A 25,401-nucleotide genomic window follows, 5' to 3' on the forward strand; every position below is an offset into this window, starting at 1 on the left:
ACTTCAACGTGTCCGGGCATCCCGTCACAGGCACTGAGGCGGAACAAGAACCCGCCAGGGAGCGCCACTCCGCTCAGTGCAGAAGGCCCGCGTCCGCCTCGCGGACCTGCGCTTCGATGAAGCGCGCGTAGTCCTCGTCCACCTGGTCCGCGTACGCGCAGGCGAAGTCGGCCAGGGCCTCGTCGAAGCAGGTGCCACTGCCCAGGTAGCCGGCAATGACGGCGGCGTCCCCGGTACGCGCGTGGGCGCGGGCCAGCGTGGCACCGCAGGACTCCGCGTAGTCGAGGAACACGTCGGCCTCCATCTTCTCCACGTCCAGCGCGCCCTTCATGTCGCGCAGCTGCCGGACGTAGAAGGCGCCCATCCCCTCCACCTCCGTCCACCCGAGGAACATGTCCGAGAAGGACTGCATGCGCCGCTGCCCCACCACCACGCGCTCCCCGGCGCTGCGGAAGCCGCTCGGGCCCAGGTACGGCTCCAGCACGGAGGCCTGCGCCTCCTTCACCTGGAGCACCAGCGGGTCATCGCCGCCGTTGCCCTCGCACAGCACCACGTAGGCCTGGAGCCCCACGCTCCCCACGCCCACCACCTTGAAGCCCCACTCCCGCTGCTGGTAGCGCAGGCAGAGGTCTCTCATGGCGCCGTCCAGGGACGCCAGGTAGCCCGCGGCCAGCCGCCGCATCCTGCGGCGCAGCTCCGCGGACGAGATGCCCATCTTCACCGAGCCCAGCGGGAAGAGCAGCGGAGGCTGGTAGGCAAGGTGACGCCGGCCGCCGCGCTCCACGGTGAGCTTCTCCACCGCGTGCGCGCTGGTGTGACGGCGGGCCTTCTCCACGGCCTCCGCCGCGATGCGGTCCGGGCCGTGGCAGTCACGCACCAGCTGCTTCGCATCCACGGCCCGGGACCACACCGCCAGCAGGCCGTCATGTGACAGCTCGCGCATCATCTCCCGGTAGGCCTTCACGGCGCGGCGGGCCGCCTTCCTCCCGCAGCCCCTGCCGAGCTCGTTCTGCCGCGCCGCCACGACACAGCTCGCGGCCAGCCGCTTCACGTCCCACTCGAAGGGGCCCGGCAGCGTCTCGTCGAAGTCGTTGAGGTCGAAGATGAGGCGCCGCTCCGGCGTGCCGAAGAGGCCGAAGTTCGCCAGGTGCGCATCCCCGCAGAGCTGCGAGCGCGGGCCGCTCACCGGCGTGTGCGCCAGGTCGCGCGCCATGACGAAGGGCGTGCCCCGCAGGAACGCGAAGCTCGACTCGGCCATGCGCTCGTGGCGCACCGGCACCAGCCACGGCAGCCGCGTCGCGTCCGAGCGGCGCAGCTGCTCCAGCGGCTCACGCCCGCGGAAGGGCTTCCACGTCGCGTGAGAGCTCCGGGGGCAGCGCTTGCGCAGCGCGCGCCCCGCCGCCATCCGCTCGTCCACGCTCCGGAAGTCCCCCCGGGCCAGCAGCGAGGGCCGCTTCCCGCGAGGTGCCCGGCGGACATGTTGCTGCCGCTCGGCGGATACCAGCGGGACCTTCGCGGCCCCGAGATCGGCGGATGGGTCATCCTCCATGGGTCTCGCTCCCTCCCAGCAAGGTGGGGCCGGACCGCAGGGACCGGAAGCACCCTGCCTGGGGAGCGCTGCCCGCCTGCCTGCCTGGCTACCTGCGCTCAGGGCGTGGAGGGCGGCAGCGCGTCGGGAGGCGCCACCTCGCGGATGCGCGCCCTGCCCGCTCGCGCCTCCAGCACGTCGAGCGCCACGTCCGCCGTCTTGCCGACCACGCGGTTCACCAGCCGGACCATCCCGTACGACGTCGACAGGGCCAGGTCATGGAGCGCCTGGACGCGGCCGACGGGCGCCTCCAGCGGCCGGATGCGCCGCAGCAACCGGAAGGGCACCGCCGACGTGCGCCGGTGGACGCCTTCGACAGCCGTCGCGCCCCGGTCCACCACGTCCTGCACCAGGGCCTTCAGCCCGCGCCAGCGCTTCATGGTGACGCCTCCTCGAACCAGGCCCGGAGCCCGGCGTAGCACTGGGCGTCGTGCGCCAGCGCGACATGGTGGATGCCGGTGAGCACCCGCACGTTCTCGGGTGGAACGCGCAGGTCGTGGTCCACATGGCCCGCCCTGCCCGAGGCGCTCGCCAGGGGGACCACACCGTCTCCGAACAGCACGGAGAGCAGGTGCCGCTCCCTGGCGGCCAGCGCGCCCACGAGCAGGTGGTGCGAGATACCCGGCAGCAACGGGACGGGATGGCAGCGACTCTGGATGGGCACGTCCACGGCCGCGCCGTCCCAGTCCCTTCGCAGCAGGCGGGCCATGCCCAGGTCCTTCACGCCGTTGCTGCGCAGGTCCACCACGTCCGCGATGAGCTGCGTGTACGCATTGGGGACCTTGCGCAGCACCCACGAGACGGCGTTGCCCACGCGCTCCAGCGGGCTGCCCAGGTGCGGCACGCCGATGTAGAAGGCGCGGCGGACCCGCGACAGCCAGGTGTGGCCTGCCTCGGCCGCGACGTGGCACGCGCTGCGAACGACGAGCCCGCCCATGCTGTAGCCCATCAGGACCAGTTCCTCGACGGGCACCGGGAACGCGGCGACGAGCTCCTCCAACAGCCGCGCCAGGGACTCGCCGTTGTCGGAGATGTGCAGGCCCGTGTTGTAGCGGAGGTACAGCGGCGTGAAGCCGAGATCGCGCTCCAGAAGCGCGCCGTACGTCACCGACGGCTCACCCGGGAAGGCCCAGACGGCCTCGGTGACGGCCAGCCCGTGCACCCAGAGCGTCAGCCGCCCCCGCGAATGGGGGTACGCACGCTGAAGCGACTCGCGGTCGAGCCGGAGCGGACGGCCGTCGTGGATGAGCTCCATCGGCGTGGCCAGCCCGTTGTCCTGCCGGTGCAGGTAGTCCCCCACCACGCCGTTGAGGACGCCGATGGCGAACTCCACCCGGGGCGAGCCGGCACCGCGGGTTTCCGGCACGGAGGCCGGGACTTCCTTCGCTTCGATTGGGAGCAAGAGGGCCTCGTGCCTTGACGATGACACAGCGCGGCATGAATCACCAGGAGCCCCTGGCCCCGTGTTGCCAGCGTGCTCTGTGAACGTCCAGGCCTGGCGTCGCATGTCCTCCCGGAGTCCGCTCCTGTGCGCGCTCGTGTTCACCGCTGCCTGTGCCGCACCCTTCAACTGGACGGCTGAGGACTCAGGCCGGCAGTTGCTGGAGCGGCTGACAGTGGGGGGCTTGCTCCTGGAGGAAGCGTCGCATCTCTTCGGCGCGGGCCATGTCTCCCGCACGGTGGTACGCCACCCGAAGGCCCCAGGCGCTGAGCAGCCGGATGACCGGAATGGTGGTCCCCTGGTGGTGCAGCTCCAGTTCCTTGAGGGTGGAGGACGTGGCCTCGCCGGTGAGCCACTCTCCCGTGCGAACACAGATCTCATAGAAGGCGCGGCCCTGCTTCGCACCGGGCCACGCGTTGGGAAGGTCGACCATCGCCAGCGCCTCGCGCGCAAGCGTGAGCCCCTGGGCGTGCTCACCTGTGCAGAGCAACTGGATGAGCGACTCGACTCCCAACGGGAGGGCGCGGACGATGGGCGGCTTTCCCTCCCAGCTGACCTGCCGCAGCTCGCGACGCGCAGGCTCCACCTGTCCATACAGTACGCAGGCCACCGCACGAGCCTGCACCCGGAACACCTCGAAGTCGGCCATGGCGCCCTGCTTGGGGAACATCTGGTCGATGGCCACGAGCAGGGCGCTCGGTTCCGGGCTCCGCAGGCCCTTCGCATAGGCGCGGATGGACTGCTTCCGTTTCCAGGCGCCGAACCCCAAGGCACCACCCACCGAGAGCGCGAAGACTCCGACAAAGAGCAGACCGTTCGGCAGTGACGGGGAGGAGCGCTTCGCCTGGACGGGTGACTCCGGGGCCGGACGCCCGTCACCCTGGAGCAGGCTGTACATGACGACGAAGACGACCACCAGCAGCAGCCACAGCCCGCCGAGGAAACCCAATAGAGCCTTGGGTGAGCGGAAGCGTCCAAGCAGGACCTTGGAGGTCAGCTGCGTGGTCGTGTCTACGACATAGCGGGTGTTCTCTTCGCGGGACATGCGGGCACTCTAGACCAACCCACTCACGCCCGAGGTCCTACGGCCGCCCTGCCTCCACCACCTTCCGGAAGTTGTCCCCCTTCTCCAGCTCGATGCGCAGGAGGAAGGGGTCCACCCCGATGTACTCGGGACGCTCGTTCACGACGACGGACACCTCCGTGGAAGCGCCGACGATGCGGTGCTTCGCCGCGTACAGCGCGGGCTCCTCCGGGGACATCCGGTCCGGGTGCCGGGGGAACACGGCGAGGTCCAACTGCTCATCCATGTCCAGCGGGTGGTCCGAGCCGGCTCGCCGCGCCGCCTTCGCCGCGCCAATCCGGGCCGTCACTCGGAAGCGGCCATCGGCCAGCGGCTCGGACGTGGCGGACTCCACCTTCAAGTCATAGAGGACCACCTGCTTCATCCACTGGTCGATGAGCACGTGGTGTCCTTCCGGGGCCTCGGCCCGCAGCGCGGCCAGCAGGTGGTGCGTCGTGGGGGATGCATTCGGCCAGGCCCGCTCGCGCACCAGCCGGCTCAACGCCCGGTTCACCGCGGCCTCGCCCAGGAGGTCTCGCAGGGCGTTCATCACCAGGGCACCCTTCGCGTAGTAGAGGTACGCCTGGTCTCTGGCCTCGGTGAGCGGCGGCTCCTCGGTCTGCTCGCCCGTCCTGCCCGTGAGGTAGCGGTCCAGTTCGTAGCCCAGCAGCCTGCGCAGGGGCGCCTCGCCGTACGCGGCCCGCATCACCAGCTGCTCGGAGTACTTCGCCAGCGACTCGTTGAGCGTCGTGGCCCCCGCGCCGTCCACCGGGTCGACCTGGTGCCCCCACCACTGGTGGGCCACCTCGTGCGCGATGCGCCGGGTGACGAGGTCGATGTCCTCGGGGTTGCGCGGGTCCGCGAGGAACCCGCGATGCTCCGGGAAGTAGATGGTGTTGGGCAGCGCCAGCGCGCCGAAGCTCGCGTAGGAGGGCACCTCGACGATGCGGAGCTGCTCGTGCGGATAGGGGCCGAACTGCTCGCCGAAGGCGTCCAGCGAGCGCGTCGCGGCCTGGAGGATGCGCTGCACGTTGGAGGCGTGCGCGGGGTGGAAGTACACCTCCACGTCCACGCCTCGGTGCCGCACCTTCTCCACCGCGTAGCGGGCGGACACGTACGCGAACCACGGGTTGATGGGCCGGTCCATGACGTAGTGGAAGTAGCGCCTCCCGTGCTCGCGCCACTCCTTCCGCAGCCTGCCCGGCGCCACGGCGACCTGGTCCCCGGACGTGGACACCGTCGTGTCCAGCGTCGCCCACGCCCGCTCCTGTCCGCCCACGGGCCCCAGCCCCGGCGCATCCTCCGCCACCGCCGTCAGCGGCAGCTCGGGCAGGCCGCGCTCGCGCCGCTCCCGCGCGTCGCGCAGCTCGTACGTCTTCCGGTAGCCGAGGGTGGGGAATGCCTCCAGATTCGTGATGAACGAGCCATTCCCTACGATGGAGGTGTCCGGCTCCGAGGACTGGACGCCTCGCCGCGCCACCTCGACCTCGAAGGTCAGCTCGGTCCGCGCACCGGGTGACAACGGGCGCTCCAGCCGGAACGCGGACATCCCGAAGCGCGCGTCGTGGGAGAGCAGCCGCGCGCCCTCCAGCTTCAGCACGGCGCCCGACACATCCCTGCGCACGGCGACCCAGACCGTGTCGATGGACTCCGGGGTCCGGTTCTCCAGCCGATACGTACCGGCCACGCGGTAGCGCCGCGCCTCGGGGAACAGGTCCACGTCGGCCTTGACCGCGACCACGCTCGGCTGCGCCAGCGTCTCGTACTGCTTGTAGGCCCGCTCGTAGTCCGCCTTCCAGTCGGCCTGCTGCCCGGCGGTCTCGTACGTGTTCAGCATGTTCGTGCCGTGGAAGATGAAGCCGCCCGTCAGCATGAACACGCCCAGGCAGGCAGCCGCGCCGACCTGACCGCCTCGGCCCCACTGGCGCGGCAGGGCCGCGAAGCGCGCGCGGAGCGAGGGACTCACGCCGCGCCGCCAGAGGCCACAGGTGACGAGCGCCAGCAGGCTCGCGAACGCGCTCCAGTACACCATGAAGGCGGAGAAGGACGCGGCCACGGTCCCGAAGCCATTCATGTCCGAGTGCCGCACCGCGGGCCCACCCGCGTACCGCAGCAGCCCGTGCTCCAGGCCGATGGCGTCGCCCTGGTGGACGAGCAGCGCCAGCAGCAGCCCCAGGAACATCCCCACGTAGCGGTTGGGACTCAGTGCCTGGACGAACAGCACGGCCACGGCGAACAGCAGCAGGGGCAGGACGCTGAAGTACAGCAGCGACAGGTAGAGCCCCGGCTCCAGGTGGTGGTACCCGCGCACGAGCTGGTACGCCACCGCGAGCCCCACGGCCGTGACGGTCAGCAGCACCGTCAGCACGGCCAGCGCCACGGCCTTGGACAGATAGAACACGGCGCTGGAGGCCGGCGTCGCGTCGAGGACCGCGTCCATGCGGCAGTACCGCTCCCTCCAGACGAGCTCGGCGCCGTAGTAGAGGAGCATCAGCGTGCCGAAGAGGGACAGCGGCTGCTGGATGCTGTCGAACAGCAGGCCCGTCGTCGGCCAGATGCGGGTGCCGTACTCCGCGCGGGTGGCGCCGGCCACGACCTCCATGCCGATGACCAGCAGCCAGAGCGCCAGCAGCGCCAGGAAGGCCCCGCTCCGCAGCACGTACCGCAGCTCCAGCCGCGTCGCGGACCGGAGCGCGGCCCAGGACACCGCGCCCGGCAGGGCCCGGCCCGGCACGGGGTGATACGTGGAGGCAACCGGCGCGGCGTCCGCCGTGTCGTCGCGGCCCGTCTTCGTCCCGCGTGCCACCCGGAAGGCGAAGCGCGTGTAGACGAACCCCAGCACGGCCGCCGAGACGCCCAGCCACAGAGCGCGGTTGAGCAGGAAGTGGCCCTCCAGGGCGAGCAGGCGGGTGTTCCGCTCGTGCTCGGTCCAGTACCGCGTCTGCGCGAAGAACGCCGACAGGCCGAACGGGTCCAGCAGGGCGGCGCGCGCCATTGCCTCCGGCGTCTGCGTCGCCGCGCCCGCCATCATCGGCGAGTCCCCCAGCAGCGAGCCCACCATGTACAGCGCGTACACGAAGACGGCGCCCACGTAGCTGGCCAGCGCGCTGCGCGTCAGCACGGAGATGGCGAAGAGCAGCGACGCGGCGAACACCAGGTTGGGCAGCACCATCACCGCGAGCGCCCAGACATACCGGAGCACGTCGGTGCGCCCGAGCTGCTCCGGGTCCACCGTCACCACCCGGGGCGCCACCAACAATCCCAGCGTCGCGACGCAGAGCATCGCGAGCGAGGCCAGCAGCACTCCCGCGAAGCGGCTCGACAGGTACGTGAGCTTGCCGACGGAGGTCGCGTAGACGAGCTCCTCCATCTTGTGCTCGGTGTCCCGCAGCGCCGCGTTGGCGCAGAAGAGGCTGAGCGCGAAGATGGAGAACAGGGACAGCAGCCCCAGCGACTGCATGATGGTGTACGGCGAGTTGACGTGGACGTTGTCCGGCCCGTAGCCCGTCTGGACGAACACGAAGCCCAGCAGCAGGAAGGCCGCCGCCGCGACCCAGAAGGAGACCTGGCGCGTCTGGTAGCGCCACTCGAAGCGAAGCACCCCGCCGAGCATGGTGCCCCCCTAGGCCGCCGCCGTGAGCACGGAGAAGTACACGTCTTCGAGGTCCGGAGGCACCGGGGTGAAGCCCTCGCCAGGAGGCCCGTCCGACAACACGCGAAGCACCGTCTTCCCGCCTGCGAGCTGCGTGGAGAGCACCTGCATGGCGGCCTTGTGGCGGGCGACGTCGGCCTTCTCCACCGTCTTGCGCCACACGCGCCCCTCGAGTCCGGCGACGAGCTGCTCGGGGACTCCCTCTCGCAGCACCTGGCCCTGCGAGAGAATCGCCATCCTGGGGCAGAGCTGGCGCACGTCCTCGACGATGTGCGTCGACAGGAGCACCACGACGTTCTCCCCGACTTCACTCAGGAGGTTGTGGAACCGGTTGCGCTCCTCGGGGTCCAGGCCCGCCGTGGGCTCGTCCACGATGAGCATGCGCGGCGCCCCCAGCAGCGCCTGGGCGATGCCGAAGCGCTGCCGCATGCCACCCGAGAAGCCACTGACGGCCTTCTTCCGGTGCGCGTACAGGTTCGTCTGGTGGAGCAGCGCCTCCACCTGCGCCTCGCGCTCCCGCCGGTTCGTCAGGCCCTTGAGCACGCCCAGGTGGTCCAGCAGCTCCACGGCGGACACGCCCGGGTACACGCCGAAGTCCTGGGGGAGATAGCCCAGGTACCGGCGGTGGGCCCTCGGGTCCGCGAGCACGTCCACGCCGTCGAAAGTGAGCTGCCCCGCGTCCGGCTCCTGGAGCGTGGCCAGGATGCGCATGAGGGTGGACTTCCCTGCCCCGTTCGGCCCGAGCAGGCCGAACAGCCCCCGCTCGATGGTCAGGTCGATGCCCCGGAGCGCCTTCACGCCGTTGGGATAGGTCTTCGAAACGGCGGAGATGCGCAGCATGCCCCGGAGGGTACGCCCCACCGGAGCTCCGATTTCATCCACCGGGCCTGGCTGCCGCCGTCACACCTCCAGGAGCACGTACCGCTGGTCCGGGGTGAGCTTCGCCAGCAGGGGCATGGCCACGTTGTAGACGGGGATGCCGCTCTTGGTCTTCCCGTTGCGCGCGCCGTGGTGCGCGTGGCCGTGGAACACCGCCTCCGCGCCGTAGTGGTCGATGGGCATCGACAGCCGGCTCGTCCCGAGGAACGGACGGATTTCGATGTTCTCCCCGTCCAGCGTCTCCGGCACCGGGGAGTAGTGCATGATGACCACCTTCTTGTCCGTGTCGAGGTGGCTCAGCGCAGCCTCCAGCTTCAGGGACTCGGTGACGGCCTCCTGCACGAAGGCCTTCGTCTGCGCCTCGCCGAACGCCTGCAGCGTGGCGTTCCCGAAGCCGCCGCCAAAGCCCTTCACCCCCGCGACGCCCAGCACCTTCTCGAAGATGAAGTGGTCCCCGTCGAGGATGTGGACGCCCGCCTTGGCCAGCTCGCCGCAGATCTCCTTGGCCTGCCCGTGCTCGTAGTCGTGGTTGCCCATGACCGCCGCGCAGGGCACGCGCAGGGCGGACAGCTCCTCCGCGAGCACCTTGCCCTCTTCAATCATCCCGCGGTCGGTGAGGTCCCCGCACAGCACGAGCAGGTCCGCCGTGGCGTTCACCTGTTTGACGAGCTGACGGAAGCGGCCGTGGTGGTCCTCGCGGCAGTGAAGGTCACCGACTGCCGCCAACCGAATCTTCGAACTCGGATCCCTCGCCACGCTCGCCTCCCTCCTTCCGCTCGCTCTCGTCCCACGCCCGTCCGTCGCCGAAGCCCCAGTGGTGGATGTCCACGTGGTAGTTGACCCGCGAGATGAGGTTGCCGCGGCACACCTTGTCCTCCCAGCGGCCCTCGCGGATGGTGTGCAGCGTGCGGCTCATCAGCTCCGCCATCACCCAGTCCGGGATGAGGTCCCGCTCGGATGGGTACGAGAACCTGAACATCATCAGGTGGCTGAGCAGCACCTCCCAGTACCGGTCGAAGCGGCGCATCAGCCGCTCCCAGTCCATGGACTTCCCCGCCTTCAGGAACAGGTGGTTCACGTCCGAGCCGTCATACCGCTCGCGCTCGTTCACGAACGCCTTGGACCAGATCATCTCCTCGGCGGGTGCCACAAGGCACTCGTGCCCGAAGATGGTGGCCGTCTTGGCATTGCTGAACCACTCGTCGTCCACCACCGCCACGCCGTTGCCGGACGAGAAGATGAAGTCGACGAAGTAGTCGCCCTTGTAGGCCTTGTAGAGCCACACCTCGTCCGCGCGCTCGGTGCGCCAGCCGTCCTGCTCCAGCACCTCGAGGGCCCGCAGGGCGTCACGCTTGCGCGGGAAGAGGTCCAGGTCCTTCGTGTCCCGGTAGATGCCGGTATAGGTGGCGTACGCGTACGCGCCTCCCACCACGAAGGGCACCCCCGCGTCGTGCAGCAGCCCAATCGCCCGGGCGCGGGCGTTGATTTCATCGGGCGCGCGGTCGCGCTCCGCCAGCGCCGCGTCCGTGCCCATCTCCCCGGGATGGTTGGGGTGTCTCTTTTCCATGTGCGAAAGGTAGGGACGGGGAATTTCCACCGTGCGAAGGCCGGCTGAATTCGCCTGGAGAGCAGACAGCCGGCCTCCAAGCCGTTGAATTCTCGAAGCTTTCCTCCTCCGAAAAGGCGCCTTTTCTGTTTTTCGGCCGGGCTGTGTCCATGGGGGCAGACACGCTGCTGCACGGCCCCACGGGGGCTGCCCGAAAGGAAGAAGGACCATGCTGCGCAAGAGCCTGCTGTGTGCCGCCCTGGTGTTCGCCGGTTGCGACAACGCGAAGAACGACGAGGCGTCGTTCCGCGAGGGCCTGCCCTCCAAGGAGATGGTGGAGATGAAGTCGCCGAAGCCGAACGGCCAGGGCCTGACGGCGTTCTACGGCCAGGGGCAGCAGGCAGAGTACTACCAGCTCACCGTGGGCGCCGCGCTGACGGTCAACGGCGGCACGCTCTGGGTGCTCAACCTCCTCGAGGAAATCGTCAAGCACACGCCGACCTCCATCGAGGGTGACGTCGCGGTGTGGGGTCCGCACACGGACGCGCTCAGCCCCACCACGTGGAAGCTGACCGTCACGCGCACGGATGACGACAGCTACTCCTGGGTGCTGGAGGGCAAGGGCAAGAACGAGCAGGACAGTGCCTTCAGGGCGATTCTCTCCGGCACGCACACTGTCGCGGTGGACGACGAGGGCGAGCGCGTGAAGGGCTATGGCTCCGGCGAGTTCCTCATCGACTGGGACAAGAGCCGCACGCTGCCCGGCGAGAACCAGGAGGACATGGGCACCGCGGAGATCCGCTACTCGCGCACGGACGCGCAGGCCGCGTCGTCGGTGCAGGCGGAGTTCCGCCAGGTGCGTGACGAGGCGGTGGAGAACGGCCGGGTGGACGCGAGCTACGCCTACAAGCAGGCCCCGGGCGCCGGAGGCGAGCTGGACTTCGTCATCAAGAAGAACATCGACACCGACCCCACCCGCGCGCGCGTGGAGAACCTGGCCATCAAGAGCCGCTGGGAGGCGACGGGTGCGGGCCGCTCGGACATCAAGCTGTCGGGCGGGGACCTGTTCGGCACGGCCGAGGTGAGCGAGTGCTGGGACAGCAACTTCCTGAGCGCCTACTTCGCGGTCAGCTTCAACCCGGCCCTGGGGTACGGCGCGGTGAGCGCCTGCGGCACCTTCAGCACCGCCGTCTACTCCACGCTGTAGGCCCCCTCGCGGTAGTGTGCGGCGCGTGACGGGAACGAGCCAGCCGGTCCTCAAGGTGATTCAGGGTGGAAGCCCCGGGGACCGGCGAGCCCTGCTGCGCGACCTGTACACGAAGTATGGCGGCAGCGTGATGAGCCGCTGCCGCTACCTCCTGAAGGACCCGACGCGGGCGGAGGACGCGATGCACGACGTCTTCGCCCGCGCCCTCACCCAGGGCGAGGACTTCCGCGCGGAGTCCTCGCCATTGACGTGGCTGATGAAGATTGCCACCAACCACTGCCTCAACATGATGCGCTCCGAACGGGCGGGCTGGCGGCGGTGGTTCGAGCGGGACGAGGCGGCGAAGCCGGAAGGGCACGGAGGCCCGGGGCAGATGGAGACGCGGGACCTGGTGCGCCGGATGCTGGAGCAGGTGGACACGGAGACGCAGGCGGCGGTCATCCACTACCACGTGGACGGGATGACGCTGGAAGAGGTGGCGGCGATACTGGGGCGCTCGGTCCCCACCATCCGCAAGCGGCTGGAGCGCTTCGCCGAGCTGGGCGGAGAGGAGCTGAAGGTCCGATGAGCGCGCACGAGTCGGAGTGGACATTGCGCCGCCTGAGCGCCGGGGAGCTGGCCGCCGCCGAGGCCGCCCGCGTCCGCGCCCACACGGCCTCCTGCACGGTGTGCGGCGCCGCGCTGCGCGGAATCGAGCAGGGCCAGGCGGCCTTCGAGGCTGCAATCCCCTTCGAGCGCTTCGAGGCGGGCGTGGAGCGCGCGGTACAGCGGCAGCGGCGCGGCACGGCCTTCACCACGCCCCCCCGCCGCTGGGTGGCGACGACGGTGGCCATGGCCGCCTCCGTGCTGGTGGTCTTCCTGGCGCGGCCCCTGCTGGAGGGACCCAGCCCCGGGCGCAACGGCATCAAGGGTGGCGCGGTGGCGGAGCTGCGCATCGGCGGAGGGCCGGGCCCGCAGCGCGAGGCCCGCAAGGACGGGCCCGAGGAGCTGGTGGAGGGCGAGCGGGTGAGGCTGGGCTACCAGGCCGACGGGCACCGCTACGTGGCGGCCCTCTCGGTGGATGCCATCGGCGACGTCACGCCCCTGCACCCGGAGTCGGGGGAGAGCCTTCCGGTGGAGCCCGGCGCGGACCTGCACTGGCTGCCCGGCAGCTGGGAGTTCACCGGCTCCGGCGCCGAGCGGGTGGTGCTGGTGCTGTCGGACGCGCCCGTGCCGGTGGAGTCGCTGGTGGACGCCGCGCGGCGCGCCTTCCTCGCGGCGGACGGCAACGTGGAGCAGATGGCGCCGCTGGACGTGCCGGGTGAACAGACGCACTGGATGCTCCTGAAGCCATGAGCCCCCTGCCCTCCCCCCTCCGAGCCGTGGCCGTGGCGCTCGCCCTGGTGGCGACGGCCGCGCACGCCGACACGCTGCGCCGCTTCGCGCTGGTGGCCGGCAACGACGAGGGCGGCGGAGACACGCGCCCGCTGCGCTTCGCCCAGGACGACGCGCGGAAGATGCACTCGCTCCTGCAGCGGCTGGGCGGCGTCTCCGCGGGGGACGCGAAGCTGCTGCTGAACGAGGACTCGAGGGACTTCCTCGCGGCGCTGGCGGACCTGGAGGCGCGCGCCCGCGCGGCCCGGGAGCGCGGCGAGCGCACCGCGCTGCTCGTCTACTACTCCGGCCATGCGAAGGACGGCGCGCTGCGGCTGGGCGACTCGCGGCTGGACTTCGACGACCTCAAGCGCCGGCTGGCGGAGGCGCCCACGGACATCCGCATCGCCATCCTCGACTCGTGCCGCTCCGGCGCACTGACGCGGACGAAGGGCGCGCGGCGGGCCCCGGCCTTCGAGATTGAAGCCGGCGCGGCGCGAGACGCGCGGGGCCTGGTCATCCTCACCTCCAGCGCGGCGGACGAGGACTCGCAGGAGTCGGACGCGCTGCGTGGCAGCTACTTCTCGCACCACCTGGCCAGCGGCCTGCTGGGCGACGCGGACCGCAGCGGCGACGGGCGGGTGACGCTGTTCGAGGCGTACTCGCATGCGTATGCGCGGACGGTGGCGGACACGGCGGCCAGCACCGCGGGCGCGCAGCACCCGACGTTCAGCTACGACCTGGCGGGCAACGGGGACCTGGTGCTGACGGACCTGCGCGCCAGCGGCGAGGGGTTGCTGGTGCCGGGCCCGGCGCCCGCGGGCACGTACTACTTCGTGGACCCGGGCGGCATGGTGGTGGCGGAGCTGGACAAGACGGCGGACGCCGAGCGCCGCGTGGCGCTGGCCCCGGGGACGTACCGCGTGAAGCGCCGGCTCGCGGACCGGCTGCGCATCGGCGAGGTGCAGGTGCCTCGCGGGCGGCAGGCGGTGCTGGAGGAGGCGCGGCTGCGGGACGCGCCCTTCTCGGACGACCCGGTGAAGGGCGCGGCGCGCGAGGGCGGCGCGTGGTGGACGGTGGGGCTGTCCGGCGGCATGCAGTCCTTCTTCGACGCGCCCACGCGCGACACGCTGTTCCTCTCCGTGGGCTTGCTGGGCGCGGAGGCGCAGCTGCACGACTACTTCCGCCGCGACTGGGTGTGGGGCGTGGACGTGGCGGTGGGTGGGAAGCAGGCGGTGCTGTCGCTGCCCACGCTGTCCGGGCCGGCATACCGGTACTCGGTGACGAGCCTGGGCACGACGCTCACCTCCGAGTGGCCCCAGGGCAGCGTGGCGCCCTTCGTGGGCGCGCGCCTGGCGTACCTCGTGCTGCGGCGCGACTTCGAGGGCGAGGAGTTCCCGGACCAGAAGTTCGCCATGTTCTCTCCGGGGCTGGTGGGCGGGGTGCGCTGGAAGCCGCTGCCGCGCGTGCACCTCACCGGCCGGGCCCGGGTCCACTACCTGCAATACACCGTCGATGAGCAGCGCTCGCTGGGCTACTGGGAGCTGGGCGCGCTCCTCACCTACCAGCCATGAAGGAGCACGCGATGCGACACCTGGCGATGGCCTGTCTGTGCCTGGCGGCGGCCGCGTGCGGCGGCGACTTCTCCAACGACGACCTGGAGTTCCTCAACGCGCTGCCGCGCCGCGAGGACCTGGCCGCGAAGCTGCCCCCCAGCAGCGAGGGCCGCGCGGGGGGCGGGCTGACCACGCGGAAGGCGGCGTTGGTGGTGAAGCTGGGCGAGGCGTCGGAACTGGCCTCCGAGACGGACGAGACGGGACGGAACTTCAACGCGGGCGTGGACGGGCTGCTGACGCTGCTGGAGAACATCCGGAACGCGTCACCCACGACGCGCGAGCCGGACCGGCGCGTGTGGGGGCCGTTCCGGGACGACAAGCACCGGGACTTCGAGGTGCGCTTCGTCATGGAGCGCCAGGCGCTGCGCTTCGACTACCGGTTGGAGTACCGCCGCCGCGGCGAGGGAGACCTGGACTGGTGGGCCTTCCTGACGGGCCACTTCGAGTCGGACGCGGGCATCCGCAAGGGCACCGGCGCCATCAGCCTGGACGTGAAGCGGGCGCGGGAGGAGGCCTTCGAGACCGACCTGGAGGCCCTCGACCGGCTGGACATCGTGTACCAGACGAAGGCCCTGCCCACCCGGGTGGAGATGGTGTTCACCCCCGCGGGCGGCCTGGTGCAGGCCACCCGCTACACGTACCGCGAGGCGGAGGGCGGCGTGGGGGAGATGAAGTTCCAGCTGCCGGGCACGGACCTCGTCGCGGGCGGCCGGCTGGAGGACGTGGAGCTCACCTCGCGCTGGGCGCCGGACGGCCGGGGGGCGGGCACGCTGCTGGTGCTGGACGGGGACATCACGGGCGCGAAGTACACCGAGTGCTGGAACGCGCTGGGCCGCGTCACGTTCCTCGCGCGCAGCTGGGACTTCTTCAACCCGACAGAAGGCAACCGCAGCACGTGCCCGGACTTCTCCGCGCTGGACGAGTAGGCGGCCTCGCCCTGTCAACGGGCTGGCAGCCGGTCAGGCGAGGGTGAACGGAAACCTTTCGACTGAAACGCCACTGGTATAGTGCGCGCCCATGAGTGAAGGGTCGAAGACCGAGGAGCGCCCCCAGCGTCCCGGGACATTGAAGAGCCTGGCGCTGGCCATGGCCTCCTGGCGGACCGCTTCGGTGACGCTGCTCTCGTTCTCCTCGGGTCTGCCCCTGGGCCTGGTCTGGATTGCGATTCCCGACTGGCTGCGCAGCGCCGGCGTGGACATCCGCATCGTGGGCCTCGTCACGCTGGCGCAGGCCCCCTGGTCCTTCAAGTTCCTCTGGTCCCCGCTGATGGACCGCTACGTGCCACCCTTCTGGGGACGGCGGCGGGGCTGGATGGCGCTGGCGCAGGTGGCCCTCTTCGCCACCACCCTGGCGCTGGCGGGCCTGGGCAGCCACCCGGAGGCGGCGTGGGTGGTGGGCGCGCTCGCCATGGCGGTGGCGTTCTCCGCGGCCACACAGGACATCGCCATCGACGCGTACTCGGTGGAGGTGCTGCGCAAGGAGGAGCAGGGCGTCGCGGTGGGCGCGCGCGTGGCGCTGTACCGGGCGGCCATGTTCATCGCCGGCTCGGCGGCCATCACCCTGGCGGGCCGGATTTCGTGGAGCATCGTCGTCATCGGGCTGGCGCTGCTCTACATCCCGCTGCTGCTCATCACCCGCTTCGCCCCGGAGCCCGAGGAGCGCGTCCCGCCTCCGAAGTCACTGAAGGATGCCGTCTGGTACCCCTTCGTGGGCTTCCTCAACCGGCACCGGGCGCTGGAGATCCTCGCCTTCGTCTTCGCGTACAAGCTGGCGGACAACCTGGGCGGCTCGCTGCTGCGGCCCTTCCTGGTGGACATGGGCTACAGCGCCCTGCACCGCGGCGTGGCGCTGGGCACCATCGGCCTGTTCGGCACCATCATCGGGACGCTCATCGGCGGCGCGTGGACCACGGTGCTGGGGCTGGGCCGGGCGCTCTGGATTTTCGGCGTGGTGCAGATCGTCTCCAACGTGGGCTACGTGCTCGTGGCGCGCGCCGGGGCGCCCAACGAGCTGCTGATGTACTCCGCCATCGGCTTCGAGCAGGTGACGCAGGGCCTGGGCACGGGTGCCTTCTCCGTGCTGCTGCTGCGGCTGACGCAGAAGCGCTTCTCCGCCACCCAGTTCGCGCTGCTCTCCAGCCTCTTCTCCATCCCCCGCGTGGTGGCCGGCCCCATCAGTGGCTACGCCGTCCATGCCCTGGGCTGGGAGCAGTTCTTCTGGGTCACCATGGTGGCCGGCATCCCCGGCCTGCTGCTGCTGGCGCGCTTCGTCCCGCTGGGCGTGAAGGACCCCAACTTCGACGTGGAGCCCGCGGCCCGTCCTGCGAGCCGGGCGATGAGCCGGGGCGCCCTGGCCACCGCCGCCGTGCTGGCGGGCGTGGCGGGCATCGTCCTGGGGGGCCTGACGACCGCGCTGCTCGCCGCCATGCAGGCCGTGCGCACCAACCCCACCGCGGGCTTCGACTTCGGTGCGGCCCTGAACACGACGCTCCACCCCGCCACCGTCACTGACTGGGTGACGCTCGGGGGCATCGTCATCTTCGGGCTGGTGGTGGGCCTGCTCACGGCCGCCGCGCTCGCCGCGCGCTCCGGGGCCTTCTACATCCCCGAGGAGGAGGCCCCGCCCGCCGCCCCCTCCACGGGCGCGGCCCAGGCCCGCTGACGGCCCCGGCCGGGGTGGTTTCCGACACAGGCCTGGACCTCCGGACGGGTGTACCGGAGGACAGGTCCATCACATCGGAGATCCATCCGGAGGGCGGCCTGCCTATGTTGGCGCGCCATGGCCCACCCTCTCGCTGGCAAGCCCGCCCCGGTAGAACTCCTCATCGACCCCGAGAAGCTGCGCGCCCGTTACCTCGCGGAGCAGCCTGACGTCCGCGTGCCGGAGGAGCGCGTCGCCTTCGGCACGTCCGGGCACCGCGGCTCCTCCGCGCGCCGCAGCTTCAACGAAGCCCACATCGTCGCGGTGACGCAGGCCGTCTGCGAGTACCGCCAGCAGCAGGGCATCGACGGCCCGCTGTACCTGGGCATGGACACGCACGCCCTCTCCGAGCCGGCGCAGCGCACCGCGCTCGAAGTCCTCGCCGCCAACGGCGTGCAGGTGCGCTTCACCGACGGCGCCACGCCCACGCCCGTCATCTCCCACGCCATCCTCGTCTTCAACCAGGGCCGCACCTCCGGGCTCGCGGACGGCATCGTCATCACCCCGTCCCACAACCCGCCCGAGGACGGCGGCATCAAGTACAACCCGCCCAACGGCGGCCCCGCGGACACCAACGTCACCGCCGGCATCGAGCGCCGCGCCAACGAGCTGCTCGGCAACGGCAACGCGGGCGTGAAGCGCATCCCCTACGAGCGGGCCCGCACCGCGCCCACCGTGAAGCCCCACGACTTCATCACCCCGTACGTGGAGGACCTGGGCAGCGTGGTGGACATGGAGGCGCTGCGCGGCGCGAAGCTGAAGATTGGCGCGGACCCGCTGGGCGGCTCCAACGTCGACTACTGGGAGCCCATCGCCACGCGGTACGGGCTGAACCTGCACGTGGTGAACCCCACGGTGGACCCGACGTTCCGTTTCATGCCGCTGGACCACGACGGGAAGATCCGCATGGACTGCTCGTCGCCGTACGCCATGGCGAACCTGGTGCGGCTGAAGGACCAGTACGACATCGCCTTCGGCAACGACGCGGACTCGGACCGGCACGGCATCGTCACGCGCAGCATGGGGCTGATGAACCCCAACCACTACCTGGCGGTGGCCATCCACTACCTCTTCCGCAACCGGCCCGGCTGGAAGCCCGGCACGGCGGTGGGCAAGACGCTGGTGAGCAGCAGCCTCATCGACCGCGTGGCGAAGGACCTGGGCCGCCGCGTCGTCGAGGTGCCGGTGGGCTTCAAGTGGTTCGTGGACGGGCTGGTGGACGGCTCGCTGGGCTTCGGCGGCGAGGAGAGCGCCGGTGCGTCCTTCCTGCGCCGGGACGGCTCGGTGTGGACCACGGACAAGGACGGCATCATCCTGGACCTGCTGGCCGTGGAGATTCTCGCGCGCACCGGCAAGGACCCGGGCGAGCACTACCGCGACCTGGCCTCCCGCTTTGGCGCGCCGCTGTACACGCGCATCGACCAGCCGGCCACGCCCGCGCAGAAGTCGGCGCTGAAGAAGCTGTCCCCGGACGTGGTGAAGGCCACCACGCTCGCGGGCGAGCCCATCCTCCAGCGACTCACCCGCGCGCCCGGCAACAACGCGGACATCGGCGGCCTCAAGGTCGTGGCGGAGAACGGCTGGTTCGCCGCGCGCCCCTCCGGCACCGAGGACGTCTACAAAATCTACGCGGAGAGCTTCCGCGACGAGGTGCACCTCCAGTCCATCATCCAGGAGGCGCGCGCCATCGTCGGCGCGGCCTTCGCCGGGACGTAGGCTTCGAAAGCTGGACCCGGGCTCCTCCGCGCGCTTGCATGGCGCCGGAGGAGTCAGTCCCCCCATGGAAACCGTGAAGCTCGTCCTGCAGTACGTCCTCGCCCTGCTGATGGTGGCGGCGGGGTTGAATCACTTCCGCAACCCGAAGTTCTACCTGCGGATGATGCCGCCGTACCTGCCGTGGCACGGCCCGCTCGTGTTCTGGAGTGGTGTGGCGGAGGCCCTGCTGGGAGTGCTGCTGGTGGTGCCGCAGACGAGCCGGCTCGCCGCGTGGGGGCTCATCGCGCTGTTCGTCGCGGTGTTCCCCGCCAACCTCTACATGTCGATGAACCCGGAGCGGTTCAAGAAGCTCCACCCCGCCCTGCTCTGGCTGCGGCTTCCCTTCCAGGCCGTCTTCATCCTCTGGGCCTGGTGGTACACCTGACGCTAGCCGCGCGCGAGCATCACCGTGCGCAGGCGCAGGTCCACCGTCGCGAGGATGACGGCCCGCTTCGGCTGGATGCGCTGCTCCTCGAACTTGAGCCGGAAGGCCAGCGTGCCGGGCCGATTCGTGTCCTGGACGTCCAGCTGGAAGAGGAGCCGGCCGGGGAGCTGCACGACGCGGGTGGCGCCGAGCAGGTTCACGTAGCGGGCTGGCAACAGCTGGGCGTCATCCGCGCTGATGGCGCACGCCTGCGGCGTGAGGCCGGGGTTGAACGTCACCTTCGGCCCCAGCCGCAGGTCGATGACCGCGGTCCGGAAGCTCAGCTGCGTGAAGATCTTGCTGGCGACGATGTCCGGCTCGGCCGGCAGCAGGCTCTTCGTGCGGCAGGCGATGGCGACCTCCTCCGGGTCGTCGTCCGGCAGGAACGCCGCGCTGCTGCGCTGCGGCTCGAGGGCGTCCCGGGCCTCGACCTCCGCGTCCTGGCCCGCGTCCGCGCCCGTGTACTCGTCGTGATGGCTGCTCATGTGCGTGTCCCTTTTTATGTGGCCCGCGACATGCGGGCCGTGTGTCTCAAAAGGGACTACGGGACGGGTGTGGACGTGGATGGGCAGGCGCGCACCCCGTCTCCGCCCCACCCGGGCGCCTCCCACCCGGGGCGGGAGCGCCTGTCCGCCCGGCGGCCCGGCCGGTGCGTCCTTCCTTGACTCGGAGGGGGGTGCTCTTTAGGTTTCGTCGCTTCCTGTCGTTTCACCGAATTCCGAAGGACGTTCCATGGCTCGCGTCACAGTCGAAGACTGCCTCCCCCGCGTGGACAACCGGTTCGCGCTGGTGCTGCTCGCCGCCAAGCGCGCGCGTCAGCTGATGGCGGGTGCCCGGCCCATCATCGAGATCTCCAAGAACAAGCCCCCCGTGCTCTCCCTGCGCGAGGTCGCCACCGGCCGCGTGAAGTTCGACCGGGACGTGCGCGAGGCGCTCTCCGGCAAGTACGCCGCCGAAGAGCCCCGCAAGCCCTGAGCCGGTCCTGAGGTCCCCCGCGGGCTCCGTGAGTGCTTCGGAGCCTCCAGGGGACTTCAGCCGCCTTCCTCCCCGGAGACCACCGTGCGGACCGGGGAGGGAGCTTCGGGGAGCAGGCCCTGTGAGCGCAGCCACCGCACCGCGCGCGACGCCACGGCCTTCTCACCCTTGTAGCCGAGCATGGGCACCAGCTGGCCCACCGGCACCCAGCGCACCTCGTCCACCTCCACGCGCGGCCCCGGCAGCGGCCCCAGCGCGCCTTCCTGGTAGCGGAAGAGGAAGAAGTGGACGCGCTTGAAGATGCGCTGCCCCCGGAACTGGTAGACGTAGCGAATCTCTCCCAGCGGGGCGATGAGCGTCGCGGTGAGGCCCGTCTCCTCGCGCACCTCGCGGCTCGCCGTCTGCTCCGGGCTCTCCCCCGGGTCGACGTGCCCCTTCGGGAGCGCCCACAAGGGTCGCCCATGGGGACGAATGACGGCCACCTCCCAGGTGCCCGCACTCTCCCGGATGACGACTCCTCCTGCGGACGCCTCGCGTGGCATGCCCGGCCACCCTACCCGAAGCGGGCGGGCAGGTGCTCACCCACCGTGCGCGAAATGGCGCAGCTTGGCCTCCGCCCCCAGCCGGTAGGCGTAGCGCAGGTCCCCCAGCAGCCGGTCCAGCCGCCTGCCGGCGACGTGCCCCATCAGCCTCGCGCAGAAGCGCCGCGACAGCCGGTTGGCTTCTTCGTACCGCCAACGCTCCTGGGGGGAGAGCTTCTCCCGGTAGGACACCCGGTCGAACAGCCGCCGCAAGAGCTCCGCCGCCCAGGCCTCCACGCCCTCGCCCCAGCGGTGCAGCAGGCAGACGGCGAACTTGTCCACCTCCGCCTGGGCCTCCAGCTCCAGCAGCGACACCGTCCGCCCGTGCGACGCCGTGTGCGCCACGTAGAGGAAGTGGCTGACGCCCTCGGCCACCTGGCAGTACCCCTCCAGGTCGCCGTCCAGGACGTACCCCATGGGGCCGGCTTCATAGGGCTTCAGCCTGTCCAGCAGCGCGGGGGACAGGTACAGCGCCAGCTCCAGCGCGTCCCCGGCCTCGTGGACCAGCAGCTCCTCCTCGGCGCGCCCGGTGCCGCCCAGTTGGACGGCCGACTCCGTGTCCACCACGAAGCCCTCGGCCCTTGCCTCGCACGTGAAGCCGTAGATGGCCTCCAGGTGGTCCTGCATGCGACCGATCATCTTTACGCCTCCGAGCCACGCCACTCGACGCCACGCCACGCCCTGCGCCCCCCGCCGCCCGGCTAGTTCGCCAGCTGCCCCTTCGACAGGGGCACCATCCCCGCGTCCACCAGCACGCGCTCCAGCCGGTCGTTCCCGGTGCGCACCCAGGACTCGTAGACCTTGAGGGCCCCGGCCGGGCCGGCCTGCACCATGCCCCGCGCGGCAATCTCCTCCAGCACCTCCACCAGCAGCCGGAACTTGTCGTGCAGCTCGCGGTACACCTGGGCCGCCGGGGACAGCTCCGCCACCTGCCCGTACGCCGTGCCGCCCATCTGGATGTAGTAGTCGGGGCCCACCGCCCCGCTCTGCAGCGCTCCGGAGAAGAAGCCCGCCGTGTACAGGGACACGTCCCCCAGCCGTCGCAGCGTGCGGATGCGCTCGTGGCGCTCCTGCTGCAGCGCCTGGTGGTACAGCACGGCCAGCGGCTCGCGGTCCTTCCGGCCGTCCTCCTCGCGGGTGAACAGCTTGTCGGTCAGCGCGAACTCCGACAGCAGATTCACCAGGTAGAACTCCGTCGACTCGCCAATCACCACCCGCTGCCGCCCGATGACCTCGTCCAGGAGTGACTTGAAGAACTCCTTGAGCGACAGGGACGCCACCAGTTCACTCATTGACACCTCCCGCCTTCCCGGAAGGCCACCGCGCCCCCGGGGGACACCCCGAAGGGTACCAACGGCCCTCGGACGCCGCAAAGCCAAGGTCAATGATTCCAGGCACTTGCGCTGGCACTCGCCCCTGCCGAGTGCTAATCCGCAGGCCTGTGACGGGGGCGGGGAATAACTCCCGTCACGGTGGGGTGGAGCCGTAAAACCATAGGAATGCCGCGTATTTGGCAGCAACCGGGCCGGCGGTCCGGCATCGCTTGACGGGTCGACTTCCCTGGTTATTATCCGCGGCGCCTAGGCGTTAGCACTCACGAGGTGCGAGTGCTAATGCCGCGGGTCGTCAAAGGCCCTAATCAACCCCCAAGCGGTGTCCCGGCCGGCAGTACCCCCGGGCCGGGCACCACATAGAAGGAGAACGACCATGAAGATTCGTCCCCTGCAGGATCGGCTCATCGTCAAGCGCGTCGCCGAGGAGACCAAGACCAAGGGCGGTCTCTTCATCCCCGACACGGCGAAGGAGAAGCCCCTCGAGGGCAAGGTGATCGCCGCGGGCAACGGCAAGGTGCTGGAGGACGGCAAGGTCCGCCCGATGGACATCAAGGCCGGCGACACCATCCTGTTCAGCAAGTACGCGGGCACCGAGATCAAGCTCGACGGCGAGGAGCACCTCATCCTCCGTGAGGAGGATGTGCTCGGCGTGATCGAGAAGTAATCCGTCCCTTCCCACCCCTTTCTAAGGACTCAAAATCATGGCGAAGGACATTCTGTTCGATGTGCGCGCGCGCGAGGCCATTCTGCGCGGCGTCAACATCCTGGCTGACGCGGTCAAGGTCACCCTCGGCCCCAAGGGCCGCAACGTGGTCATCGAGAAGAGCTTTGGCTCGCCCACCATCACCAAGGACGGTGTGACGGTCGCCAAGGAAATCGAGCTGGAGAACAAGTTCGAGAACATGGGCGCGCAGATGGTCAAGGAGGTCGCCTCCAAGACGTCTGACGTCGCGGGTGACGGCACCACGACGGCCACCGTGCTGGCGCAGGCCATCTTCCGCGAGGGCGCGAAGCTGGTCGCCGCGGGTCACAACCCGATGGAGATCAAGCGCGGCATCGACAAGGCCGTGGTCACCATCGTCGCCGAGCTGAAGAAGATGGCGAAGCCGACGAAGGATAAGAAGGAGATTGCCCAGGTCGGCACCATCTCCGCGAACGGCGACTCCACCATCGGCCAGATCATCGCGGACGCGATGGAGAAGGTCGGCAAGGAGGGCGTCATCACGGTGGAGGAGGCCAAGGGCCTGGAGACCACCCTGGACGTGGTCGAGGGCATGCAGTTCGACCGCGGCTACCTCTCCCCGTACTTCGTGACGGACCCGGAGCGCATGGAGGCCGTCCTCAACGACGCGCTCATCCTCATCCACGAGAAGAAGATCTCGTCGATGAAGGACCTGCTGCCCGTGCTGGAGCAGGTGGCGCGCGCCGGCAAGCCGCTCGTCATCATCGCCGAGGAGGTCGAGGGCGAGGCCCTGGCCACCCTGGTGGTGAACAAGATCCGCGGCGTGCTGAACGTGTGCGCGGTGAAGGCGCCGGGCTTCGGTGACCGCCGCAAGGCCATGCTCGAGGACATCGCCACCCTGACGGGCGGCAAGATGATCGCCGAGGACCTGGGCATCAAGCTGGACACGCTGACGCTCCAGGACCTGGGCCGCGCCAAGCGCATCACGGTGGACAAGGACAACACCACCATCGTCGACGGTGCCGGCAGCCAGAAGGACATCGAGGCGCGCGTGAAGCAGATCCGCGCGCAGATCGAGGAGACCACCAGCGACTACGACCGCGAGAAGCTGCAGGAGCGGCTGGCGAAGCTGGTCGGCGGCGTGGCCGTCATCAACGTCGGCGCGGCCACCGAGACGGAGATGAAGGAGAAGAAGGCCCGCGTGGAGGACGCGCTCAATGCGACTCGCGCGGCCGTCGAGGAGGGCGTGGTGCCCGGCGGCGGCGTGGCCTTCATCCGGTGCCTCAAGGCGCTGGACGGCCAGCAGTTCACGACGGGTGAGAAGTTCGGCGTGGACATCATCCGCCGCGCGCTCGAGGAGCCCCTGCGCCAGATCGTCGGCAACGGCGGCCTGGAGGGCAGCGTGGTGGTGAACAAGGTCAAGGAGAGCACCGGTCCGTTCGGCTTCAACGCGGCCACCGGCGCCTACGAGGACCTGCTCGCCGCCGGCGTCATCGACCCGGCCAAGGTGAGCCGCACCGCGCTGCAGAACGCGGCCTCGGTCGCCTCCCTCATGCTCACCACCGAGGCGATGGTGGCGGAGCGCCCGAAGGAGGAGAAGGAGGCCCCGGCCGGCGGCGGTATGGGCGGCATGGGCGGTATGGGCGGCATGGGCATGTAGCAGCCCCCACCCCGGCGCCACGCCGGGGTGACTGCACCCTCGGGCGGCCTCCGGTTCCCACCAGGGAGCCGGGGGCCGTCGTGCTTTCGGGGTAAGGTGGCGCGGGCCCTGCCCGGCCCTTAACTTGGAAGACACAAGGAGGAAGTGCCCGTGAAGCCCGTGAAGATCTACACGACGAACTATTGTGGGTACTGCGTCCGCGCCAAGGACCTGCTCAAGCGCAAGGGTGTGGACTACCAGGAGGTCGACGTCACCGGGGACGACTCCATGCGCGCGCAGCTGGTGGAGATGAGCGGCGGCCAGCGCACCGTGCCGCAGATCTTCATCGGCGACACGCACGTGGGCGGCTACTCGGACCTGTCCCGCCTGGACACCGAGGGCAAGCTGGACCCGATGCTGGCCTAGCCCAGGCAGGCAGGCGACCGGCCCGGATGCTCGGAGCGCCGTGCATAGCTTCCCCTCCAAGGCACACCACCCTTTTCGCGGGAGGTCGCAATGGCGGGAGAAGAGCAACAGACGGGCACCCGGGACGAGCACTACAACCTCATCAGCGCGCTGTACCACCTGCTGAAGGGCACCTCGGTGGGTGAGCAGTACATCCGGGACGCCGAGGAGTCCGGCGACCAGGAGCTCGCCCAGTTCTTCCGGGACTGGCAGGACGAGCAGCGCAACCTGTCCGAGCGGGCGAAGAACCTGCTGGGCAGCCGGATGCTCGGCGGCCAGAAGGCCGGCACCGGCCGCAAGCGCTCCGCCAGTGGCGGCAAGAGCGTCCCCACCCGCGCGGTGAAGGACCAGATCAACGCCAGCGTGAAGTCCGGTGGCAACGCCGAAGACGACATCGTGGACGAGGAGTCCAAGGAGTCCTTCCCCGCCAGCGACTCGCCGGCGCGGTACTGAGCCTCCGGCACGAGCGCCCCCAGGCGGGTTTCTGGATTCCTCGGGGGC

Annotated in this window: 25 protein-coding genes; 13 read left to right on the forward strand and 12 right to left on the reverse strand. The window is 70.2% G+C overall.

Features of this window, described 5'->3' with window-relative positions:
• Window positions 1-73: 73 nt before the first annotated feature.
• From LXT23_RS40870 to LXT23_RS40905, 8 genes are all read right to left on the reverse strand, one after another.
• A complete protein-coding gene (locus LXT23_RS40870) occupies window positions 74-1,549 on the reverse strand; it encodes a DUF2252 domain-containing protein (RefSeq protein WP_253985888.1) in 1,476 nt (491 codons plus the stop codon).
• Window positions 1,550-1,647: 98 nt separating this feature from the next.
• Window positions 1,648-1,968, reverse strand: a complete 321-nt coding sequence (locus LXT23_RS40875; protein ID WP_253985889.1) for a hypothetical protein — start codon at window positions 1,966-1,968, stop codon at window positions 1,648-1,650.
• A complete protein-coding gene (locus tag LXT23_RS40880) occupies window positions 1,965-2,990 on the reverse strand; it encodes an esterase/lipase family protein (protein WP_253985890.1) in 1,026 nt (341 codons plus the stop codon). The genes LXT23_RS40875 and LXT23_RS40880 overlap by 4 nt, the downstream gene beginning before the upstream one ends.
• 184 nt (window positions 2,991-3,174) lie before the next feature.
• Window positions 3,175-4,074 carry a hypothetical protein gene (locus tag LXT23_RS40885; protein ID WP_253985891.1) on the reverse strand — a complete coding sequence of 300 codons (900 nt, stop codon included), beginning with the start codon at window positions 4,072-4,074 and terminating at the stop codon, window positions 3,175-3,177.
• Between the two features lie 37 nt (window positions 4,075-4,111).
• Complete coding sequence (locus LXT23_RS40890; RefSeq protein ID WP_253985892.1) at window positions 4,112-7,705, reverse strand: ABC transporter permease/M1 family aminopeptidase; 3,594 nt, start codon at window positions 7,703-7,705, stop codon at window positions 4,112-4,114.
• Between the two features lie 9 nt (window positions 7,706-7,714).
• Window positions 7,715-8,605 carry an ABC transporter ATP-binding protein gene (locus tag LXT23_RS40895; RefSeq protein ID WP_323379139.1) on the reverse strand — a complete coding sequence of 297 codons (891 nt, stop codon included), beginning with the start codon at window positions 8,603-8,605 and terminating at the stop codon, window positions 7,715-7,717.
• 39 nt (window positions 8,606-8,644) lie between these two features.
• A complete protein-coding gene (locus LXT23_RS40900; RefSeq protein ID WP_253985893.1) occupies window positions 8,645-9,349 on the reverse strand; it encodes a metallophosphoesterase family protein in 705 nt (234 codons plus the stop codon).
• On the reverse strand, window positions 9,333-10,190 hold the full coding sequence (locus LXT23_RS40905) for a nucleotidyltransferase (protein ID WP_253985894.1): 858 nt from the start codon (window positions 10,188-10,190) through the stop codon (window positions 9,333-9,335). Before LXT23_RS40905 ends, LXT23_RS40900 begins: the two co-directional genes overlap by 17 nt.
• A 208-nt stretch (window positions 10,191-10,398) precedes the next feature.
• Between LXT23_RS40905 and LXT23_RS40910 the strand changes: the two genes are divergently transcribed.
• The 8 genes from LXT23_RS40910 to LXT23_RS40945 all read left to right on the forward strand — a co-directional run bounded on the left by LXT23_RS40910 (window position 10,399) and on the right by LXT23_RS40945 (window position 19,185).
• On the forward strand, window positions 10,399-11,376 hold the full coding sequence (locus LXT23_RS40910; RefSeq protein WP_253985895.1) for a hypothetical protein: 978 nt from the start codon (window positions 10,399-10,401) through the stop codon (window positions 11,374-11,376).
• Window positions 11,377-11,401: 25 nt separating this feature from the next.
• Window positions 11,402-11,944 carry an RNA polymerase sigma factor gene (locus tag LXT23_RS40915; RefSeq protein WP_253985896.1) on the forward strand — a complete coding sequence of 181 codons (543 nt, stop codon included), beginning with the start codon at window positions 11,402-11,404 and terminating at the stop codon, window positions 11,942-11,944.
• The gene (locus LXT23_RS40920; RefSeq protein ID WP_253985897.1) at window positions 11,941-12,711 is read left to right on the forward strand and encodes a DUF4384 domain-containing protein; all 771 of its coding nucleotides are present in this window, start codon (window positions 11,941-11,943) and stop codon (window positions 12,709-12,711) included. The genes LXT23_RS40915 and LXT23_RS40920 overlap by 4 nt, the downstream gene beginning before the upstream one ends.
• On the forward strand, window positions 12,708-14,303 hold the full coding sequence (locus LXT23_RS40925) for a caspase family protein (RefSeq protein ID WP_253985898.1): 1,596 nt from the start codon (window positions 12,708-12,710) through the stop codon (window positions 14,301-14,303). The genes LXT23_RS40920 and LXT23_RS40925 overlap by 4 nt, the downstream gene beginning before the upstream one ends.
• A gap of 11 nt (window positions 14,304-14,314) precedes the next feature.
• Window positions 14,315-15,271 (forward strand): hypothetical protein, encoded by a 957-nt coding sequence (locus LXT23_RS40930; protein ID WP_253985899.1) that lies wholly within the window; start codon window positions 14,315-14,317, stop codon window positions 15,269-15,271.
• Between the two features lie 91 nt (window positions 15,272-15,362).
• A complete protein-coding gene (locus LXT23_RS40935) occupies window positions 15,363-17,006 on the forward strand; it encodes an AmpG family muropeptide MFS transporter (protein ID WP_253985900.1) in 1,644 nt (547 codons plus the stop codon).
• Window positions 17,007-17,123: 117 nt separating this feature from the next.
• The gene (gene pgm / locus LXT23_RS40940) at window positions 17,124-18,761 is read left to right on the forward strand and encodes a phosphoglucomutase (alpha-D-glucose-1,6-bisphosphate-dependent) (RefSeq protein ID WP_253985901.1); all 1,638 of its coding nucleotides are present in this window, start codon (window positions 17,124-17,126) and stop codon (window positions 18,759-18,761) included.
• A gap of 64 nt (window positions 18,762-18,825) precedes the next feature.
• Window positions 18,826-19,185: a DoxX family protein gene (locus LXT23_RS40945; protein ID WP_253985902.1), complete on the forward strand. Its 360-nt coding sequence runs from the start codon at window positions 18,826-18,828 to the stop codon at window positions 19,183-19,185.
• A 2-nt stretch (window positions 19,186-19,187) separates the two neighbouring features.
• Here LXT23_RS40945 and LXT23_RS40950 read toward each other — a convergent pair whose 3' ends face one another.
• A complete protein-coding gene (locus LXT23_RS40950) occupies window positions 19,188-19,709 on the reverse strand; it encodes a hypothetical protein (protein WP_253985903.1) in 522 nt (173 codons plus the stop codon).
• Window positions 19,710-19,956: 247 nt separating this feature from the next.
• Here LXT23_RS40950 and rpoZ point away from each other — a divergent pair, with 247 nt between their 5' ends.
• The gene (gene rpoZ, locus LXT23_RS40955; protein WP_253985904.1) at window positions 19,957-20,199 is read left to right on the forward strand and encodes a DNA-directed RNA polymerase subunit omega; all 243 of its coding nucleotides are present in this window, start codon (window positions 19,957-19,959) and stop codon (window positions 20,197-20,199) included.
• Window positions 20,200-20,255: 56 nt separating this feature from the next.
• Here the strand turns inward: rpoZ and LXT23_RS40960 are convergent, their stop codons facing one another.
• The 3 genes from LXT23_RS40960 to LXT23_RS40970 form a co-directional block, all read right to left on the reverse strand.
• Window positions 20,256-20,741 carry an NUDIX hydrolase gene (locus LXT23_RS40960; RefSeq protein ID WP_253985905.1) on the reverse strand — a complete coding sequence of 162 codons (486 nt, stop codon included), beginning with the start codon at window positions 20,739-20,741 and terminating at the stop codon, window positions 20,256-20,258.
• A 36-nt stretch (window positions 20,742-20,777) separates the two neighbouring features.
• Window positions 20,778-21,419 carry a hypothetical protein gene (locus LXT23_RS40965; RefSeq protein ID WP_253985906.1) on the reverse strand — a complete coding sequence of 214 codons (642 nt, stop codon included), beginning with the start codon at window positions 21,417-21,419 and terminating at the stop codon, window positions 20,778-20,780.
• Window positions 21,420-21,481: 62 nt separating this feature from the next.
• Window positions 21,482-22,072, reverse strand: coding sequence for a hypothetical protein (locus LXT23_RS40970; protein ID WP_253985907.1), 591 nt, complete (start codon window positions 22,070-22,072; stop codon window positions 21,482-21,484).
• Window positions 22,073-22,487: 415 nt separating this feature from the next.
• On the opposite strand from LXT23_RS40970, the gene groES reads away from it, so the two are divergent.
• From groES to LXT23_RS40990, 4 genes are all read left to right on the forward strand, one after another.
• On the forward strand, window positions 22,488-22,778 hold the full coding sequence (gene groES / locus LXT23_RS40975) for a co-chaperone GroES (protein ID WP_253985908.1): 291 nt from the start codon (window positions 22,488-22,490) through the stop codon (window positions 22,776-22,778).
• A 37-nt stretch (window positions 22,779-22,815) separates the two neighbouring features.
• Window positions 22,816-24,456, forward strand: a complete 1,641-nt coding sequence (gene groL, locus LXT23_RS40980; protein WP_253985909.1) for a chaperonin GroEL — start codon at window positions 22,816-22,818, stop codon at window positions 24,454-24,456.
• Window positions 24,457-24,606: 150 nt separating this feature from the next.
• Window positions 24,607-24,861, forward strand: a complete 255-nt coding sequence (gene grxC / locus LXT23_RS40985; RefSeq protein WP_253985910.1) for a glutaredoxin 3 — start codon at window positions 24,607-24,609, stop codon at window positions 24,859-24,861.
• 90 nt (window positions 24,862-24,951) lie between these two features.
• Entirely contained in the window at window positions 24,952-25,353 is a 402-nt protein-coding gene (locus LXT23_RS40990; protein WP_253985911.1) for a hypothetical protein, read from the forward strand.
• Window positions 25,354-25,401: the final 48 nt, after the last annotated feature.

Origin of the sequence: Pyxidicoccus xibeiensis (assembly GCF_024198175.1) — a bacterium.
Lineage (GTDB): Bacteria > Myxococcota > Myxococcia > Myxococcales > Myxococcaceae > Myxococcus > Myxococcus xibeiensis.

What these genes read in the sequence shown, in the direction of transcription:
- LXT23_RS40990 (WP_253985911.1), top strand. Translation starts at nt 24,952, where the DNA reads ATGGCGGGAGAAGAGCAACAGACGGGCACCCGGGACGAGCACTACAAC.
- LXT23_RS40875 (WP_253985889.1), bottom strand. Translation starts at nt 1,968, where the DNA reads ATGAAGCGCTGGCGCGGGCTGAAGGCCCTGGTGCAGGACGTGGTGGAC.
- LXT23_RS40905 (WP_253985894.1), bottom strand. Translation starts at nt 10,190, where the DNA reads ATGGAAAAGAGACACCCCAACCATCCCGGGGAGATGGGCACGGACGCG.
- LXT23_RS40950 (WP_253985903.1), bottom strand. Translation starts at nt 19,709, where the DNA reads ATGAGCAGCCATCACGACGAGTACACGGGCGCGGACGCGGGCCAGGAC.
- LXT23_RS40885 (WP_253985891.1), bottom strand. Translation starts at nt 4,074, where the DNA reads ATGTCCCGCGAAGAGAACACCCGCTATGTCGTAGACACGACCACGCAG.
- LXT23_RS40910 (WP_253985895.1), top strand. Translation starts at nt 10,399, where the DNA reads ATGCTGCGCAAGAGCCTGCTGTGTGCCGCCCTGGTGTTCGCCGGTTGC.
- groES (WP_253985908.1), top strand. Translation starts at nt 22,488, where the DNA reads ATGAAGATTCGTCCCCTGCAGGATCGGCTCATCGTCAAGCGCGTCGCC.
- LXT23_RS40960 (WP_253985905.1), bottom strand. Translation starts at nt 20,741, where the DNA reads ATGCCACGCGAGGCGTCCGCAGGAGGAGTCGTCATCCGGGAGAGTGCG.
- LXT23_RS40890 (WP_253985892.1), bottom strand. Translation starts at nt 7,705, where the DNA reads ATGCTCGGCGGGGTGCTTCGCTTCGAGTGGCGCTACCAGACGCGCCAG.
- rpoZ (WP_253985904.1), top strand. Translation starts at nt 19,957, where the DNA reads ATGGCTCGCGTCACAGTCGAAGACTGCCTCCCCCGCGTGGACAACCGG.
- LXT23_RS40935 (WP_253985900.1), top strand. Translation starts at nt 15,363, where the DNA reads ATGAGTGAAGGGTCGAAGACCGAGGAGCGCCCCCAGCGTCCCGGGACA.
- LXT23_RS40930 (WP_253985899.1), top strand. Translation starts at nt 14,315, where the DNA reads ATGCGACACCTGGCGATGGCCTGTCTGTGCCTGGCGGCGGCCGCGTGC.
- pgm (WP_253985901.1), top strand. Translation starts at nt 17,124, where the DNA reads ATGGCCCACCCTCTCGCTGGCAAGCCCGCCCCGGTAGAACTCCTCATC.
- LXT23_RS40925 (WP_253985898.1), top strand. Translation starts at nt 12,708, where the DNA reads ATGAGCCCCCTGCCCTCCCCCCTCCGAGCCGTGGCCGTGGCGCTCGCC.
- LXT23_RS40945 (WP_253985902.1), top strand. Translation starts at nt 18,826, where the DNA reads ATGGAAACCGTGAAGCTCGTCCTGCAGTACGTCCTCGCCCTGCTGATG.
- LXT23_RS40920 (WP_253985897.1), top strand. Translation starts at nt 11,941, where the DNA reads ATGAGCGCGCACGAGTCGGAGTGGACATTGCGCCGCCTGAGCGCCGGG.
- groL (WP_253985909.1), top strand. Translation starts at nt 22,816, where the DNA reads ATGGCGAAGGACATTCTGTTCGATGTGCGCGCGCGCGAGGCCATTCTG.
- LXT23_RS40870 (WP_253985888.1), bottom strand. Translation starts at nt 1,549, where the DNA reads ATGGAGGATGACCCATCCGCCGATCTCGGGGCCGCGAAGGTCCCGCTG.
- LXT23_RS40965 (WP_253985906.1), bottom strand. Translation starts at nt 21,419, where the DNA reads ATGATCGGTCGCATGCAGGACCACCTGGAGGCCATCTACGGCTTCACG.
- LXT23_RS40970 (WP_253985907.1), bottom strand. Translation starts at nt 22,072, where the DNA reads ATGAGTGAACTGGTGGCGTCCCTGTCGCTCAAGGAGTTCTTCAAGTCA.